At 30.0% G+C, this 15,305-nt stretch carries 19 protein-coding genes; all 19 read left to right on the top strand.

Going from position 1 to position 15,305, the window contains the following annotated elements; all coding sequences use genetic code 11:
• Nucleotides 1-22: 22 nt before the first annotated feature.
• The 19 genes from H2684_RS01130 (at nt 23) to H2684_RS01040 (ending at nt 15,288) form a co-directional block, all read left to right on the top strand.
• Entirely contained in the window at nt 23-1,270 is a 1,248-nt protein-coding gene (locus H2684_RS01130; protein ID WP_182087516.1) for an RNA-guided endonuclease TnpB family protein, read from the top strand.
• Nucleotides 1,271-1,432: 162 nt separating this feature from the next.
• Complete coding sequence (minC, locus tag H2684_RS01125; protein ID WP_182087515.1) at nt 1,433-2,062, top strand: septum site-determining protein MinC; 630 nt, start codon at nt 1,433-1,435, stop codon at nt 2,060-2,062.
• A 14-nt stretch (nt 2,063-2,076) separates the two neighbouring features.
• The gene (gene minD, locus H2684_RS01120; RefSeq protein WP_182087514.1) at nt 2,077-2,874 is read left to right on the top strand and encodes a septum site-determining protein MinD; all 798 of its coding nucleotides are present in this window, start codon (nt 2,077-2,079) and stop codon (nt 2,872-2,874) included.
• Nucleotides 2,875-2,888: 14 nt separating this feature from the next.
• Nucleotides 2,889-3,149, top strand: coding sequence for a cell division topological specificity factor MinE (gene minE / locus H2684_RS01115; protein WP_182087513.1), 261 nt, complete (start codon nt 2,889-2,891; stop codon nt 3,147-3,149).
• Nucleotides 3,150-3,220: 71 nt separating this feature from the next.
• Nucleotides 3,221-4,342, top strand: a complete 1,122-nt coding sequence (gene rodA / locus H2684_RS01110) for a rod shape-determining protein RodA (RefSeq protein ID WP_182087512.1) — start codon at nt 3,221-3,223, stop codon at nt 4,340-4,342.
• 65 nt (nt 4,343-4,407) lie between these two features.
• Nucleotides 4,408-4,791 (top strand): methylglyoxal synthase, encoded by a 384-nt coding sequence (mgsA, locus tag H2684_RS01105; protein ID WP_182087511.1) that lies wholly within the window; start codon nt 4,408-4,410, stop codon nt 4,789-4,791.
• A gap of 150 nt (nt 4,792-4,941) precedes the next feature.
• On the top strand, nt 4,942-5,301 hold the full coding sequence (locus H2684_RS01100) for an endopeptidase (protein WP_182087510.1): 360 nt from the start codon (nt 4,942-4,944) through the stop codon (nt 5,299-5,301).
• Between the two features lie 18 nt (nt 5,302-5,319).
• A complete protein-coding gene (locus H2684_RS01095; RefSeq protein ID WP_182087509.1) occupies nt 5,320-6,177 on the top strand; it encodes a M50 family metallopeptidase in 858 nt (285 codons plus the stop codon).
• Between the two features lie 80 nt (nt 6,178-6,257).
• On the top strand, nt 6,258-8,120 hold the full coding sequence (locus H2684_RS01090; protein ID WP_182087508.1) for a TIGR03960 family B12-binding radical SAM protein: 1,863 nt from the start codon (nt 6,258-6,260) through the stop codon (nt 8,118-8,120).
• A complete protein-coding gene (locus H2684_RS01085) occupies nt 8,092-8,802 on the top strand; it encodes a TIGR03936 family radical SAM-associated protein (protein WP_182087507.1) in 711 nt (236 codons plus the stop codon). Before H2684_RS01090 ends, H2684_RS01085 begins: the two co-directional genes overlap by 29 nt.
• A gap of 26 nt (nt 8,803-8,828) precedes the next feature.
• Entirely contained in the window at nt 8,829-10,259 is a 1,431-nt protein-coding gene (locus H2684_RS01080) for an Rne/Rng family ribonuclease (RefSeq protein ID WP_182087506.1), read from the top strand.
• Between the two features lie 143 nt (nt 10,260-10,402).
• Nucleotides 10,403-10,717: a 50S ribosomal protein L21 gene (rplU, locus tag H2684_RS01075; RefSeq protein WP_182087505.1), complete on the top strand. Its 315-nt coding sequence runs from the start codon at nt 10,403-10,405 to the stop codon at nt 10,715-10,717.
• A gap of 2 nt (nt 10,718-10,719) precedes the next feature.
• On the top strand, nt 10,720-11,046 hold the full coding sequence (locus tag H2684_RS01070) for a ribosomal-processing cysteine protease Prp (protein ID WP_182087504.1): 327 nt from the start codon (nt 10,720-10,722) through the stop codon (nt 11,044-11,046).
• Nucleotides 11,047-11,050: 4 nt separating this feature from the next.
• Nucleotides 11,051-11,353 carry a 50S ribosomal protein L27 gene (gene rpmA / locus H2684_RS01065; RefSeq protein ID WP_182087503.1) on the top strand — a complete coding sequence of 101 codons (303 nt, stop codon included), beginning with the start codon at nt 11,051-11,053 and terminating at the stop codon, nt 11,351-11,353.
• 63 nt (nt 11,354-11,416) lie between these two features.
• Nucleotides 11,417-12,691 (top strand): GTPase ObgE, encoded by a 1,275-nt coding sequence (obgE, locus tag H2684_RS01060; RefSeq protein WP_182087502.1) that lies wholly within the window; start codon nt 11,417-11,419, stop codon nt 12,689-12,691.
• Between the two features lie 21 nt (nt 12,692-12,712).
• Nucleotides 12,713-13,315, top strand: coding sequence for a nicotinate-nucleotide adenylyltransferase (nadD, locus tag H2684_RS01055; RefSeq protein ID WP_182087501.1), 603 nt, complete (start codon nt 12,713-12,715; stop codon nt 13,313-13,315).
• A gap of 35 nt (nt 13,316-13,350) precedes the next feature.
• Entirely contained in the window at nt 13,351-13,923 is a 573-nt protein-coding gene (gene yqeK / locus H2684_RS01050) for a bis(5'-nucleosyl)-tetraphosphatase (symmetrical) YqeK (RefSeq protein WP_182087500.1), read from the top strand.
• Between the two features lie 27 nt (nt 13,924-13,950).
• A complete protein-coding gene (locus H2684_RS01045; protein ID WP_182087499.1) occupies nt 13,951-14,331 on the top strand; it encodes a RidA family protein in 381 nt (126 codons plus the stop codon).
• Between the two features lie 54 nt (nt 14,332-14,385).
• Complete coding sequence (locus H2684_RS01040) at nt 14,386-15,288, top strand: RluA family pseudouridine synthase (protein WP_182087498.1); 903 nt, start codon at nt 14,386-14,388, stop codon at nt 15,286-15,288.
• The last annotated feature ends 17 nt before the right edge of the window (nt 15,289-15,305 follow it).

The raw sequence follows: 15,305 nt of genomic DNA, 5'->3' as shown, positions 1-15,305 counted from the left end.
AACAATGTAAAGGAGGTGGAAAATGAAATTATCATTTAAATTCAAACCAAATTTTACGGTAGAGCAATTAAAAATCATAGAAGAATTGTCTTTTCACACAACAAAACTCTACAACATAATAAATTATGATTTAAGAGAAAATGGTTTTAAATCTTATGTAGATATTGAAAATGCTTTTAAATCAAATTGGCATTGTGACTTTCTTCATAGTCATACAAGGCAACAAGCATTTAAGGTATTAGAGCAGAATTGGAAATCTTATTTTGCAAGTATCAAAGATTATAAAGTAAATCCACATAAATATAATGGACTACCAAAACCACCAAAATTTAAGAACATGCAAGATAGAAAAAATGAAATTATATTCACTAATCTTGCTATAAGATTTCAAGATAACATATTAAAATTGTCCTTATCTAAAGCAATTAAATCTATTTTTGAGGTAGAGAGTTTAAATTTTGAGGTTTTAAGCAAACTTCAAAGCCTCATAAATTGGGATGGATTGCAACAAGTAAGAATTAAATGGGATAATTCTTTAAAACAATGGTACTTAATTGTAATCTACAAAAAACAGGAATTAGAACAAACTGATAATAACACTAATGTTATGGCAATAGATTTAGGTTTAGATAATTTGGCTACATTAACATTCAAAGAAAATCAAAATAGTTACTTATTTTGTGGTAAGAAACTTAAATCAGTTAATTCTTATACAAATAAAAGAATTGCAGAATTGCAAAGTATTGAAATGAAAAAGTGTGGTTCTGATAAATTTAAAAACACTAAGGAAATCAATAGATTAAGAAGATATAGAAATAATTATGTAAATGATTATCTTCACAAAGTAAGTAAGAATATTATTGATAAAGCAATAGAGCATAAGGTTGGGAAAATAGTTATAGGTAAGCTTAAAGGAATTAAGAAAGACATGAATTATAATAAAGGTTTTGTTCAAATTCCTATTCAAAGATTGGCAGAACTTGTAGAGTATAAAGCTAAACTTCAAGGAATCAAAGTTAAATATAAAGAAGAAAGTTATACAAGTGGGTGTAGTGCTTTTGACTTAGAGCTAATAACTAAAAATACATATGATAAATCTCGTAGAGTAGTAAGAGGACTATTCAAATCAAGTTTTGGATTGGTAAATTCAGATGTAAATGGTAGCCTAAACATATTAAGAAAAGAAGAAAAATGTATTCCCAAGTTAGTTGAAACTATGAGGGATAAGGGCAAGTGTTCTCGCCCGTTAAGAATAAGGGTTGCTTGTTAATTCAAGTCGAAAGTTAAATGCCAAACTTCTTACAAAGAAGCCACATCCCCTTGTGGGTGTGGTAGTTCACTTAATTTAAAATAAAATTTAACTTTTTAGAAGGATTTACATTAGCTATGTTGAAATATAATATGTGGTGGTAGGTTTTGGAGGTCTAGTAATATGGATAGAGGTATACTTATAAAGGGAAATAGAGAGGGAATAAATGTAATTATAAATATAAATAAGTTTAGAGATTTTGATGAAATGGTTGAAACATTAAAAAATAGACTTTCTAAAGGCAAAAACTTTTACAGGGGATGTACTTTAAAGATAACAACTGATTTGAGGGATGTAAATGAAAGACAGTATAGAAAGCTCAAAGATATATTATTTGAGGAATTCCTTGTAAAAGATTGTATATTTGAAGATGTAAAAGAAAAGTATACCAAAGTATTCTCTGGTATATATGAAGGAAGAACCAAATTTTTAAGGAGAACAGTTAGAAGTGGACAGATTATAAATTATTCTGGAAACATAGTTGTAATTGGCGATGTAAATGCTGGTTCTAAAGTTTATGCAGGTGGTAATATAATCGTATTTGGAGCACTTAGAGGATATGTTCATGCAGGATTTTCAGGTAATATAAAGGCGATAGTTGCAGCTATTTCTCTTGAACCTGAAATACTCCAAATTGCAAATATACTTACTAGGGCACCAGAGGACAATATTAAGCCCAAATATCCAGAAGTAGCAAGAGTAAAAGGTAATACTATAATAGTTGAACCGTATTTGCCTAATAAATTTATATAATGGAGGTTTTTTTTATGGGAGAAGCAATTGTAGTAACATCAGGCAAAGGAGGAGTTGGAAAAACTACCACTACAGCTAATCTAGGTACTGGCCTAGCATCTTTAAATTATAGCGTAGTTGTAGTTGATGGTGATACAGGACTTAGAAATTTAGATGTGTTAATGGGACTGGAAAATAGAATTGTATTTACACTTGTAGATGTTATAGAGGGAAAGTGCAAACTAAAGCAAGCACTTATAAGAGATAAGAGGCTTTCTAATCTTTATTTACTTCCAACAGCTCAAACTAGAGATAAAGAAGATGTAAACAGTGATGATATGTTTAATTTGATATCTGAACTGAAAAGAGAGTTTGATTATGTTTTAATTGATTGTCCAGCAGGTATAGAACAGGGATTTGAAAATGCAATTGTAGGAGCTGATAGAGCACTTATTGTAGTTAACCCAGAAGTTACATCAGTAAGGGACTCAGATAGGGTTATTGGAAAGCTTGACTCTAAAGGGCTTGAAAATCATCAGCTTATAGTAAATAGAATAAATTATGATATGGTTAAAAGTGGTCAAATGCTTGATGTAAATGATATACTTGATAGTCTTGCTATAGAATTAATAGGAGTAGTTCCAGATGATAGAGATATAACTATATCTACTAACAATGGTGAACCTGTAGTTTTAGAAGAAAAATCTGTATCTGGACAAGCATTTAGAAATATATCTGCAAGGATTACAGGTAAAGAAGTACCATTTATAGATTTCAGTCAAAATCAACAAGGATTTTTTTCGTCTATAAAAAGATTATTTAAGATTAAATGATAGGGGGTAATATAATGGATTTACTTAATATGTTTTCTAAGCAGTCTTCCAAAAAAGTAGCTAAAGAAAGACTTAGATTGATACTTATACATGATAGATCCAATATTTCTCCTGATCTGCTTGAAAATATAAAAGAAGATATTTTAAAAGTACTTTCAAAATATATGGAGGTTGATTTTGGAGATATAGATGTAAAGATGACATCTGAAAAAGAATTGGATGCTCCGGCATTAATTGCAAGTGTGCCTATAAAAAATGTGAAACACAAAAAATAGCTATGTATTGATGCATAGCTTTTTTTAATTAATATGGTATAATCATATTAGTTATATTGGGGGTAGGTAGGATGCTAGAAAAGATCACTATTGAAAAGAGATTTCTAAGAGAACTGGATTTTACAATAATAATAACAGTACTTGTAGTTGCCATATTTGGAGCTTTAAATATATATAGTGCCACTCGTATGACAAGGGGATTTTCAACACTCAAAAGTCAAGTTATATGGATTATAGGAGGTATTATATTAACATACATAATATTAGTAATAGACTATGCTGTAATAAAGGATTACGCAAGTATATTCTATTGGTTTGGAGTATTTTTACTTGTGCTTAATTGTATTCCAGGTATAAAGTCTACTGTAAATGGTGCTTCCTCCTGGATAAAAATAGGATCTATTTCCTTCCAGCCATCGGAGATTGCAAAAGTGGGTATAATACTTATGATAGCAAAAGAGTTGGATAACATGGAAGGTAATATAAATAATGTAAAAAACTTTTTTAAACTTACTTTATATGCAGTAATTCCAATGTCTCTTATAGTAATTCAGCCTGATCTTGGTATGACTATGGTCTGCTTTTTTACTGTACTTGGTATATATTTTGTATCAGGATTGGATTTTAGGGTGATATCTGGAGGTATTGTAGCTGTTGCAGGGCTAATAACTGTTGCCTGGAAATTTTCACTTATAGAGGATTATCAAAAGATGAGAATTATAGCTCTTTTCAATCCTGTGAAGTATGAAACCTCTTATGCACTTCAACTTAGACAATCACAGATAGGAATAGGTTCTGGTGGATTTTTGGGAAAGGGATTTTTGCAGGGAACACAGATTTCTGGTGGATACGTTCCATTTGCATCTACAGATTTTATATTTTCAGTAGTTGGAGAAGAATGGGGATTTTTAGGAGCAATAGTTCTAATACTGTTTTATGGAATTATTTTGTATAGAATAATATGTATTGCAAGAGAGGCTAAAGATATATTTGGATCCGTAGTATGTATAGGTGTTGTTTCTACAATGTTGTTTTCAATATTGCAAAATATAGGAATGACTATAGGATTACTTCCAATAACAGGAATAACCCTTCCTTTTATGAGCTACGGTGGAAGTTCAATTCTAACTGCTTTTATAAATATTGCCCTTGTTTTGAATATAGGAATGAGAAGAAAGAAAATTAATTTTTAGATTATTGTATTAATATTTTGTTGTATTAATATTTTATAATTATTTTTAATCTTGGAGGTAGTATTATGAAAATTGCATTTATTGCACATGATAAGAAAAAAGATGACATGATAGATTTCGTCAGAAGATATAAGGAATCTTTCAAAGGACATGAACTCTTTGCTACAGGTACTACAGGAAAGTTGATAAATGAAACAACAGGACTTAAAGTTCATAGATTCCTTTCAGGTCCTCTTGGAGGAGATCAACAAATAGGAGGTAAAATTGCAGAGGGTAAAATTGATCTTGTTTTCTTTTTAAGAGATCCACTTACAGCACAACCTCATGAACCTGATGTATCTGCACTTCTTAGAATATGTGACGTACACAGTGTACCTCTTGCAACTAATTTGGCTGCTGCAGAGATATTTGCTAAAGTAATTACAATGCATGCTGATAAAAACTTATAATTTAAAATGGACAAACTATTTAAGTCAGTAATTAGGAATTATTCTATTTAGTTACTGGCTATTTTTTTATCCTATATTGTGATGTAATAATTCAGAACAAATTTAAATATATATAGATTATGATTAATGATATTAGAAGGGTGATAATTTTTGGGTTATTATAATTCGCAATATGAGGATTATTACAATGGACTTAAGAGCAGAGTCAAATATTCGCCTAGATATAATAATAGTGGAAGTAATAATGCTAAAAAATCTAAAATGAATTATATTGTAAAGCGTATAATAAGAGATTTAGCAGGAGTTTTAGCTTTATCTATATTTGTATTAGGATGTAAAATTATACCTACTCGGCAAACTAAAGATATATATAATTATTCCAAACAACTACTTAATAAAACCTATGATTATAAGGTACTAAAGCAAAATTTAAGTAATGTGGATCTTAAGACTGTAGAAGATAAGGCACATAATATAATATACAGACTTCAAGTGAATATACCAAAGTAAAAGATTGGGGAATAATTTTTGATAAAAATTAATAAATATTTTATTCCATATGTAATATTTTTAACTATCATAGGTTATAGAGGTCAAATTTTTTATACCTTTATAATAGTTTTTTGCCATGAATTAATTCACTATCTTGTTGCCAGATATTATAAGTTTTCTGGATTTGATATAGAGTTCATACCAATTGGAACTGTAATGAAATTAAGGGATTTAGATGAGGCGAATAAAGAAGAAGACATTGTAATATCTGCCTGTGCTCCTTTGGCAAATTTGTTTTTTTCAGTTGTATTTTATTTTTTTTATATAAAGACGCAGATTAATTTAGCTTATATGCTATGTTATATAAATTTAGGTATAGGTTTATTTAATTTAATACCTGCATTCCCATTAGATGGTGGAAGAATTTTAAGAGATATATTGAATTTTAAGACTAATTATAGAAGAGCAAATAAAATAATGATAATTGTGAGCATTATTATAGGAGGTATATTAATGCTCATTTACTTAATAAGCTTTTTAAAAGGAGAAGGTTTTTTTAATATTGGAATTATTGGATTGTTTATAGTTATATCTTCTCTTAAAGAAAATGAAAGGATATCATATATACTTATGAGTGATATTATTAAAAAGAAATATAAATTTTTAAAAAGAGGATACATGGAAAATAGAAGTATGTCAATACATTATAAGAAGGATTTACTTACTGCTATGTCCATGTTTGATAAAAACAAGTATAATATTTTTAATGTACTTGATGATAATATGAAAATTTTAGATGTTATATATGAAGAAGAGATAATAGAAGGATTAAAAGTATATGGTAATATAACGTTGGAAGAATTTTTAAATTACCCAAAAGGTGATAATGTTTAAAAAAACATAGGGTTATGTTAGAATATAAAAATGATGACTTTGCATGAGATTATAAAAATGTACTTAAGAGGAGGATTCTAATGAATAGAATTTCTGATGATATATTGTTCAAAGTTGAAAAACCGTCCCGCTATATTGGAGGAGAACTGAATTCATTTATAAAGGATAAAAAAGACATAGATATTAGATTTGCATTTTGCTTTCCAGATGTATATGAAGTTGGAATGTCACATCTTGGCATGAGGATACTTTATTATATATTAAATACTAGAGAGGATACCTACTGTGAGAGGGTTTTTGCACCATGGCCTGATCTTGAAAAATTAATGAGGGAAAATGACATACCATTATATGGACTTGAAAGTAAAGATCCAATTACTGACTTTGATTTTATAGGATTTACTCTTCAATATGAAATGAGTTATACAAATATATTGAACATGATTGATCTTGCAGGACTTCCTGTAAGGGCATCTGAAAGAGGGGAGAATGATCCAATTGTGATATGTGGAGGACCATGTGCATATAATCCTGAACCCCTTTATGATATAGCAGATATATTTGCACTTGGAGAGGGAGAAGAGCAGCTTCAGGAAGTGATAGAACTATACAAGAAATACAAGGGTAAAGGGAAGAAAAAAGAGTTTTTAAGGGAAGCATCACATATAGGAGGTATATACGTTCCTTCACTATATGAAGCACATTATAATGAAGATGGAACGTTAAAGGAATTTGTTCCTCTATATGATGATGTACCGAAAAAGGTAAAAAAGAGAGTAATATCTGACTTTAATCATGCTAAGTATCCAGATAAACTTATAGTTCCATATACTGATATAGTACATGATAGAATAATGCTTGAAACTTTTAGAGGATGTACAAGAGGTTGTAGATTTTGTCAGGCTGGCATGATATACAGACCTGTTAGAGAAAAAACTGAGGATACCCTTTTAAAAGAAGCTGATAAGCTTATAAAAAGTACTGGATATTCTGAAGTTTCACTTACATCTCTTAGTGTATGTGACTATTCCAACTTAAAAAATCTTGTACATGATTTTATGGAAAAATATAAAGATAAAAAAGTTGGAGTATCCCTTCCATCTCTTAGAATAGATTCATTTTTTGTAGGATTAATAAATGAAATACAGAAAGTTAGAAAGACTGGACTTACTTTTGCTCCTGAGGCAGGAAGTCAAAGACTTAGAGATGTAATAAATAAGGGAGTTACAGAAGATGACCTTATTAATTCTGTAAGAAGTGCCTTTGAATCTGGATGGTCTACAATAAAACTTTACTTTATGATAGGTCTTCCATGTGAAACAATGGAGGATATAGAAGGCATTGCAAAACTTGCAGAAAAGGTAGTTAATGAATATTATTCAGTTCCTAAAGAAAAGAGAAAAAAGGGACTTAAGGTAACTGTAAGTACAGCTATATTTGTTCCGAAACCATTTACACCATTTCAATGGGTTCCACAAATATCTATGGATGATGTAAAAAATGAGATTAAATGTATTAGAAAATCTATAAAAAGTAAACAAATAACCTATAAGTGGCATGAAAGTCCAGTAAGCTATTTAGAGGCTATATTTGCAAGAGGTGATAGGAAAGTTTGTGATGTTTTAGTAGAGGCTTTTAAAATGGGTGCAAAGTTTGATGGATGGTCTGAGTATTTCAACTTCGACATATGGATGGATGCATTTAAAAAGTGCGGTGTAGATGGTGACTTTTATGCCTATAGAAATAGAAGTTATGATGAAGTTTTACCTTGGGACTTTATAGATATAGGAGTTAAAAAAGAATATCTTATAAGGGAAAATGAAAAAGCCAAGAATGCAGAAATAACTCCTGATTGCAGACAGGGGTGTAGAAAATGTGGAGCAAATTCAAATGTTGAGGGAGGAGAATGTTTTAATGGTGCGATATTTAATCAAATTCACTAAAGAAAGCAGTATAAAGTTTATAGGACACCTTGACCTTATGAGGACTATTCAAAGAATGATAAGAAGATCCGAATTACCAGTTAAATATTCTAATGGATTTAATCCACATATAAATATGTCTATTGCACAGCCCCTTCCTGTAGGAGTATATTCCTGTGGAGAGTATATGGATATTTCTTTTGAAAATGAAGTGTCAGAAGATGAAATAAAGTCTAGGCTTAATGAAAATTCACCTGCTGGTATAAAAGTATTAGGCGTAAGAAAAATAAGTGATGATCCAAATAAAAAAGTATTTAAATCTATGGCGGAAATTAGAGCAGCAAGATATATTATAAAAATAAAGTATAATGATATTTCAAATATAAATAAAGATATGAAAAATATACTTGAAATGCCTGAATGGAGAGCTATTAAGAAGACAAAGAGAGGAGAAAAAGAGTCTGATTTAAAGAAATTTGTAAAGAATATTGAATACAAAGTATCTGGGAACACTTTAGTAATTGATACTACAATTAGCTGTGGAAGTATAGAAAATCTATCCTGTTCACTTTTAGCGCAGTTTATACAGAAAAATACAAGAAATGTAAATTTTGATGCCTTTGTGGATATAATGAGGAAGGAGCTGTATGGAATATATAAAGGAAAGATGATGCCTCTTCTAGAAATAGTAGAATTGTATTGAGTATGTTTTATAAATGAGGTGAAGTTTTGAGATCTATATTTATAGATGAAGGTAATGAGCTTTTAAGAATTGTAATTCTAGAAAATGGTGTAATGAATGAGTTGTTTTTTAAAGAAAAAGATGAAATATATCCAGGAGAAATATATAAAGGAGTTGTTAAAAACATAGTTCCTGCTATAAAATCTGCTTTTATAGATATAGGAATTAATAAAAAAGCCTATATGTATATAGACAGTAAGTTTAAGAATACAAGGCTTAGAAAAGGTGATGAAGTTTTAGTTCAAGTTGTAAAAGAAAATTTAGGTAAAAAGGCTGCTAAAGTGACAAATTATATTGATGTGCCCGGGAAATATTGTGTGCTGAATACTTTTAATAAGGGTATAAAGTTTTCAAAGAAAATAGTCAGCAGTGAATTTAAAAAAACAGTATGTGAAAATCTCTGTGTTCCCAAAGATTTAGGTGTTACAATTAGAACGGCAGCAGAGAATATTTCTGTTAATACTATACAAAAAGAGCTCAATAAATTATATAAAATTTACAATGATGTAGTGAGAAAAGCTAGATATTCGGTAAAGCCTGAACTTATTTTTGACAATGGAGGACTTGTACAAAAAGTTTTAAGAGATAGATTAGAAGTAAATGATTTTAAAATATTTACAAATAGTAGGAAAACTTATGAAGATGTTGTTTCTTTTTTAAAAGAATACGGATATGATGAAAACAGAGTAGAATTCTGTAATGAATTTATAAATATACATGAGTACAGTAATATTGAGAAAGATATACTTGCTCTCAGAAATAGAAAAGTATATCTAAAATGTGGTGGATACATAGTTATTGATAGAACTGAAGCAATGTATGTGGTGGATGTAAATTCAGGGAAAAACATAAAAAACAAACACATGGAAAATACAGTACTTACTACAAATATTCAGGCTGCAGAGGAAATTTCTCGTCAGGTAAGACTTAGAAATTTGAGCGGTATTATATTGATAGATTTTATTGATATGGATAATGATGAAATGAAAAATAGAGTAATGGACACGTTGAAAAAAGGATTTTCTAATGATAAAAATAAGACAGTGATATATCCATTTACAGATTTAAACCTTATTCAAATAGCTAGAAAAAGATCAGGAAGATCAATAGTTGATTATATAGATGAAGATTGTAAATTGTGCGATGGGAAAGGTAGAAGAATAAAATTTTCCTATATAAGTATGCTTATATGTAATAAGATAAAAAAAATACAGGAAAAGAATATTCATCTTCAAATAGGAAATGCTTATAAAGAGAATATTCAGCAAAATAAAAAGAGATTTTTAGAAAGTATAGGTGCTTTAGATAAAAATATTTATTTAACTTATGGAAGAGGAGAATATTTTAAAGTAGAACCTCTTGTGTTTTCAAATCAGATTCAAAGTTTTAGTGAATTCAAGGTTGAAGTAGAGCAGTAAAGCCAATTGAATTTGTAATTAAAACTTTACAAAGCAAATCATGTATGCTAAAATACCCTTTGTAGACCGCACGAAATAGGTTTAAATTGTAGATGTTTTCTACATACCTTTTAGGCGAGACTGGATTGAGGAGGTGTTTTTTTATGTATGCAGTTGTAGTTACAGGAGGAAAGCAGTATAAGGTTTCAGAAGGAGACATTATATATGTTGAAAAGATTAACTCCGAGGTAGACTCAACAGTTGAATTTGACAATGTTCTTGCAGTAAGCAAAGAAGATGGTGAATTAGTTGTTGGAAAGCCAAAAGTAGAAGGTGCTAAAGTAAGTGCTAAAGTTCTAGCTCAAGGAAAGAAGAAGAAAGTGGTTGTATTTAAGTACAAGAGAAAGAAAGATTACAGAAAGAAACAGGGACATAGACAGCCATATACTAAATTGCAGATAGAAAAAATAGATGCTTAGTTATGATTAATGTTGAATTTAAAAAAAAATCAAGTAATTTGGTTTCAGTTAAATTAAAAGGGCATGCAGATTCCGTTGAAGAAGGGTATGACTTAGTATGTTGTGCTGTGTCTGTATTGTCCCAAAGTATATTAATTGGACTGACAGAAGTTTTAAATCTTGATGTTAACTATTCGATAGATAATGGGTTTTTGAGTTTTTCTTTGGAAAATATGTCACAAAGTGATGTAAGTAAATGCCAGGTACTTATGAAAACCATGTTGCTTGGATTAGAGAGAATAGAATTAAGTTATGGTAAATATATAAATATATGTGTTAAGGAGGTGTAGGTACATGTTTACTATAGATCTTCAGTTATTTGCTCATAAAAAAGGAGTAGGTAGTTCAAGAAACGGTAGAGAAAGTGAATCTAAGAGATTAGGTGCAAAGGCTGCAGACGGAGAATTTGTATTAGCTGGTAACATACTAGTTAGACAGAGAGGAACAAAGATTCATCCTGGAAATAATGTAGGAATAGGTTCAGATGACACACTATTTGCTAAAGTAGATGGTGTAGTTAGATTTGAAAGAGTAGGGAAAAACAGAAAAAAAGCTAGTGTTTATCCTTTACCAGAGGAAGAACTTGTGGCTGAATAATATGTATGAGCACCCATTTTAGGGTGCTTTTTTTAAATAAAAGTAAAAAGGAGTGAGATATTGATGTTTGTTGATACGGCTAGGATTTTTGTAAAATCTGGAGATGGCGGTGATGGTGCTATATCATTTAGAAGAGAAAAATACGTTCCTCTAGGTGGACCTGATGGAGGAGATGGGGGAGATGGAGGAGATGTAATACTTGTAGCTGATGAAAACAGTACAACTCTATTAGATTTTGCATATAAGAAAAAGTATAAGGCAGAAAATGGTGGCAACGGTGGTGGATCTAAGTGTTTTGGAAAAGATGGAGAAGATCTATATATAAAAGTTCCATTGGGAACTGTTGTTCGCGATGTTGAAACAAATAAGATAATGGCAGATCTTTCCCATAAAGGAGATAGATATACAGTAGCCGTAGGAGGTAGAGGGGGAAGGGGAAATGTTAGATTTACTACACCTACAAGACAGGCACCTGAATTTGCAGAACCTGGTATGCCAGGAGAGGAGAGATATATTTCCCTTGAACTCAAAGTATTAGCTGATGTAGGACTCGTTGGTTTTCCAAATGTAGGTAAATCAACATTGCTTTCAGTTGTAACAAGGGCAAAACCTAAAATTGCAAATTATCATTTTACTACATTAAATCCTAATCTTGGAGTAGTTAATGTACCTGGTATAAACAGTTTTGTCATGGCTGATATACCTGGAATAATAGAGGGAGCTTCATCTGGTACTGGGCTTGGACTTAAATTTTTAAGACATATTGAAAGAACGAGATTACTTATACACGTTGTGGATATATCACAAATTGAAGGAAGAAATGCATTTGATGATTTTATAAAGATAAATGAAGAGTTAAAAAAATATGACGTGAAACTTTGGGATAGACCTCAGATAATTGCAGCAAACAAGGCAGATATGATGTATGATGACAGTGTATTTAATGACTTTAAAGAAAAAGTTCTAAAGCTTGGATATAAAAAGGTGTTTAAAATATCAGCGGCTACAAATCAAGGTGTAAATGAACTCATGAAGGAAGTAGCTAAAACTCTTAATGAAATACCAGTTAAAGAAATGGATATAGATGAAAGTGAGAAATTTGTACCACAAGAAAAGAGATTTACCTATACAATAAGGAAAGAAGATAACACATATATAGTTGAAGGAAGCTTTGTAGACAGATTACTTGCAAGCGTCAACGTAAATGACTATAATGAACTAAGATATTTTTATAAAGTACTTAAAAATAAAGGTGTAATGGATGAATTAGTAGAAATGGGAATTAAAGATGGAGATATTATAAAACTAAATGATTTTGAATTTGAATATCTGATATAATTTATTTGGAGAGATAACAAAATGATTAAAAAAGCTATTTTTGGCGGCACATTTGATCCATTGCATAATGGGCACATACACATAGCTTATGAAGCACTATATAAGCTTAATTTAGATGAAGTTATATTCATGCCTTCAGGTAATCCACCTCATAAGATGGAAAATGAAGTAACAGATGCATCTTTGAGATATAATATGGTAAAAAAAGCCGTTGAAAAAGAAGATAAATTTAAAGTAAGTTGTTATGAAATGAAAGATAACAGTGTGAGTTATACTTATAAAACTTTAGCTCATTTTAATAAAGTAGATAAAAATGTAGAATGGTATTTTTTAACCGGAGTAGACTGCTTGATGGATGTAGAAGAGTGGAATAATCCAAGTGGTATATTTAAACTTTGTAAATTTATAGTGTTTAATAGACCTGGATTTAGCAAAGAAAGTATAGAAAATCAGAAAATATATATAGAGAATAAGTACTCAGCAGATATTATATTTTTAGATGCTCCACTTCTTGACATTTCTTCTACAAGTATTAGAGAAAATATTAGAATTGGTAGAAATGTTAGTTATCTTTTGCCTGAAAGTGTTTATGATATAATAAAAAAATATAATCTTTATAGATAAAATATATAATTGATTGCTTTGGAGTGATAATGAAAATGTGGGATGAGAAACAAATAATTGAATATTTAAAAGAAAATTTGAAAATAAATAGATTTAAACACAGTTTGGGAGTTAGAGATACTGCGGAAAAATTGGCGAAATTATATAATGTAAATGTATATAATACTAAAATTGCAGGACTTGTACATGACTGTGCAAAATGTATGTCAGATGAGGAATTAATAAGTATTGCAAATAAAAATAATATTACTATAGATGAAGTTTTTGAGGAAACCCCTAATCTTCTCCATGGTCCAGTAGGAGCTGTAATAGCAAGAGATAAGATGGGTATATCAGATAAAGATATACTCAGTGCTGTAGCATATCATACTACAGGGAAAGAAGATATGACGTTAATGGAAAAGATAATATATATTGCAGATTATATTGAGCCTGGAAGAAATTTTCCAGGAGTAAATGATATAAGAAATGATGCATTAATTAATTTAGATAAAACTCTTCTTGATTGTTTTAATAATACAATAAAACATGTAATTAATAAGGGACAGTTACTACATGTAAATACTATAAAAGGAAGAAATTATTTAATTTCTCAATATAAAATATAAATAAAAAAATAAAGAGGGGGACTTTTTATGAAGAGTATAGTAAGTACTAAAAAAGCACCATCTGCTGTAGGACCATATTCTCAAGCTGTAAAGGCTGGAAATTTATTATTTGTATCTGGACAAATTCCACTAGATCCAGATACAGGAGAATTAGTTTCTGGCAATGTTAAAGAAGCAACTGAAAGATCTTTAAAAAATGTAGGGGCAATTTTAGAAGAGGCGGGTAGCTCTTTTGCAGATGTTGTTAAAACTACAGTGTTTGTTAAAAATATGGATGACTTTGCAGCGGTAAATGAAGTTTATGCAAAATACTTTAAATCTGATATGCCTGCAAGATCATGTGTAGAAGTAAAACTTCCAAAAGATGCACTTGTAGAAATAGAGGTAATAGCAACATTAGATAAGTAATTTTTAAGGAGAGTTTATAGCTCTCCTGTATTTTTTTAAAGAAGGGATAGACTTATGAAAGAAGACAGAAAATTATTTTTTGATGTAGAGAAAGAAGAAGTAGGATTAAAGCTTAGAGAATATCTTAGAAAACATAAGAATTTATCAGGAAGGCTGATAAAAGGTGCAGCTTTAGATGGAAGAATTGAGGTAAATGGAAGACGAGCTAAATTGAACTATATATTAAAATTAAATGACAGAGTATCACTAGATCCATTTAAGAAGGAAACTCAGAATATAAATCCTGAGAAAATGGATTTGGATATAGTATATGAAGATGAAGATGTAATTGTTGTAAATAAACAACCTCAAATGGTAGTTCATCCCACCAAGAGTTATCAGAGTAGAACATTGGCAAATGGATTATTATATCATTTTAGAGAAAATGGTGAGGATTGTATAGTAAGACTTGTAAGTAGACTTGATATGGATACTTCAGGACTTGTTATAGTTGCTAAGAATCAATATGCACATATGGCACTTGCAAGAGATATGAAATCTAAAAGTTTTGAGAAGAGCTATATTGCAGTAGTACATAATAATATGAAAGATGAACAAGGAACTATAAATTTACCTATATATAAACCTGAGGGAATAGGTATAAAGAGAATTATTGATGAAAGAGGAAAGAAGAGTATAACAAGATACAATGTAATTGATAGTATGAAAATGGGTGATATTGTTAAATTGACACTTGAAACGGGAAGAACTCACCAAATTAGAGTACATCTAAGTAGTATAGGTCACCCAATATTTGGAGATGCATTGTATTGTGAATATGATGATAGCGAATATATAAAAAGACAGGCACTTCATGCATATAAAATAAAATTTCCTCATCCACGAATGGGAAAGATAATTGAACTTGAAACAGATTTGCCAGAGGATATAAAAAAATTGATAAAAAAAATAAGTTGAAAACTATAACATAGATT

This window comes from Clostridium sp. cel8 (genome assembly GCF_014050525.1).
Lineage (GTDB): Bacteria > Bacillota > Clostridia > Clostridiales > Clostridiaceae > Clostridium_B.
This window is presented reverse-complemented; position numbering and strand designations above follow the sequence as displayed.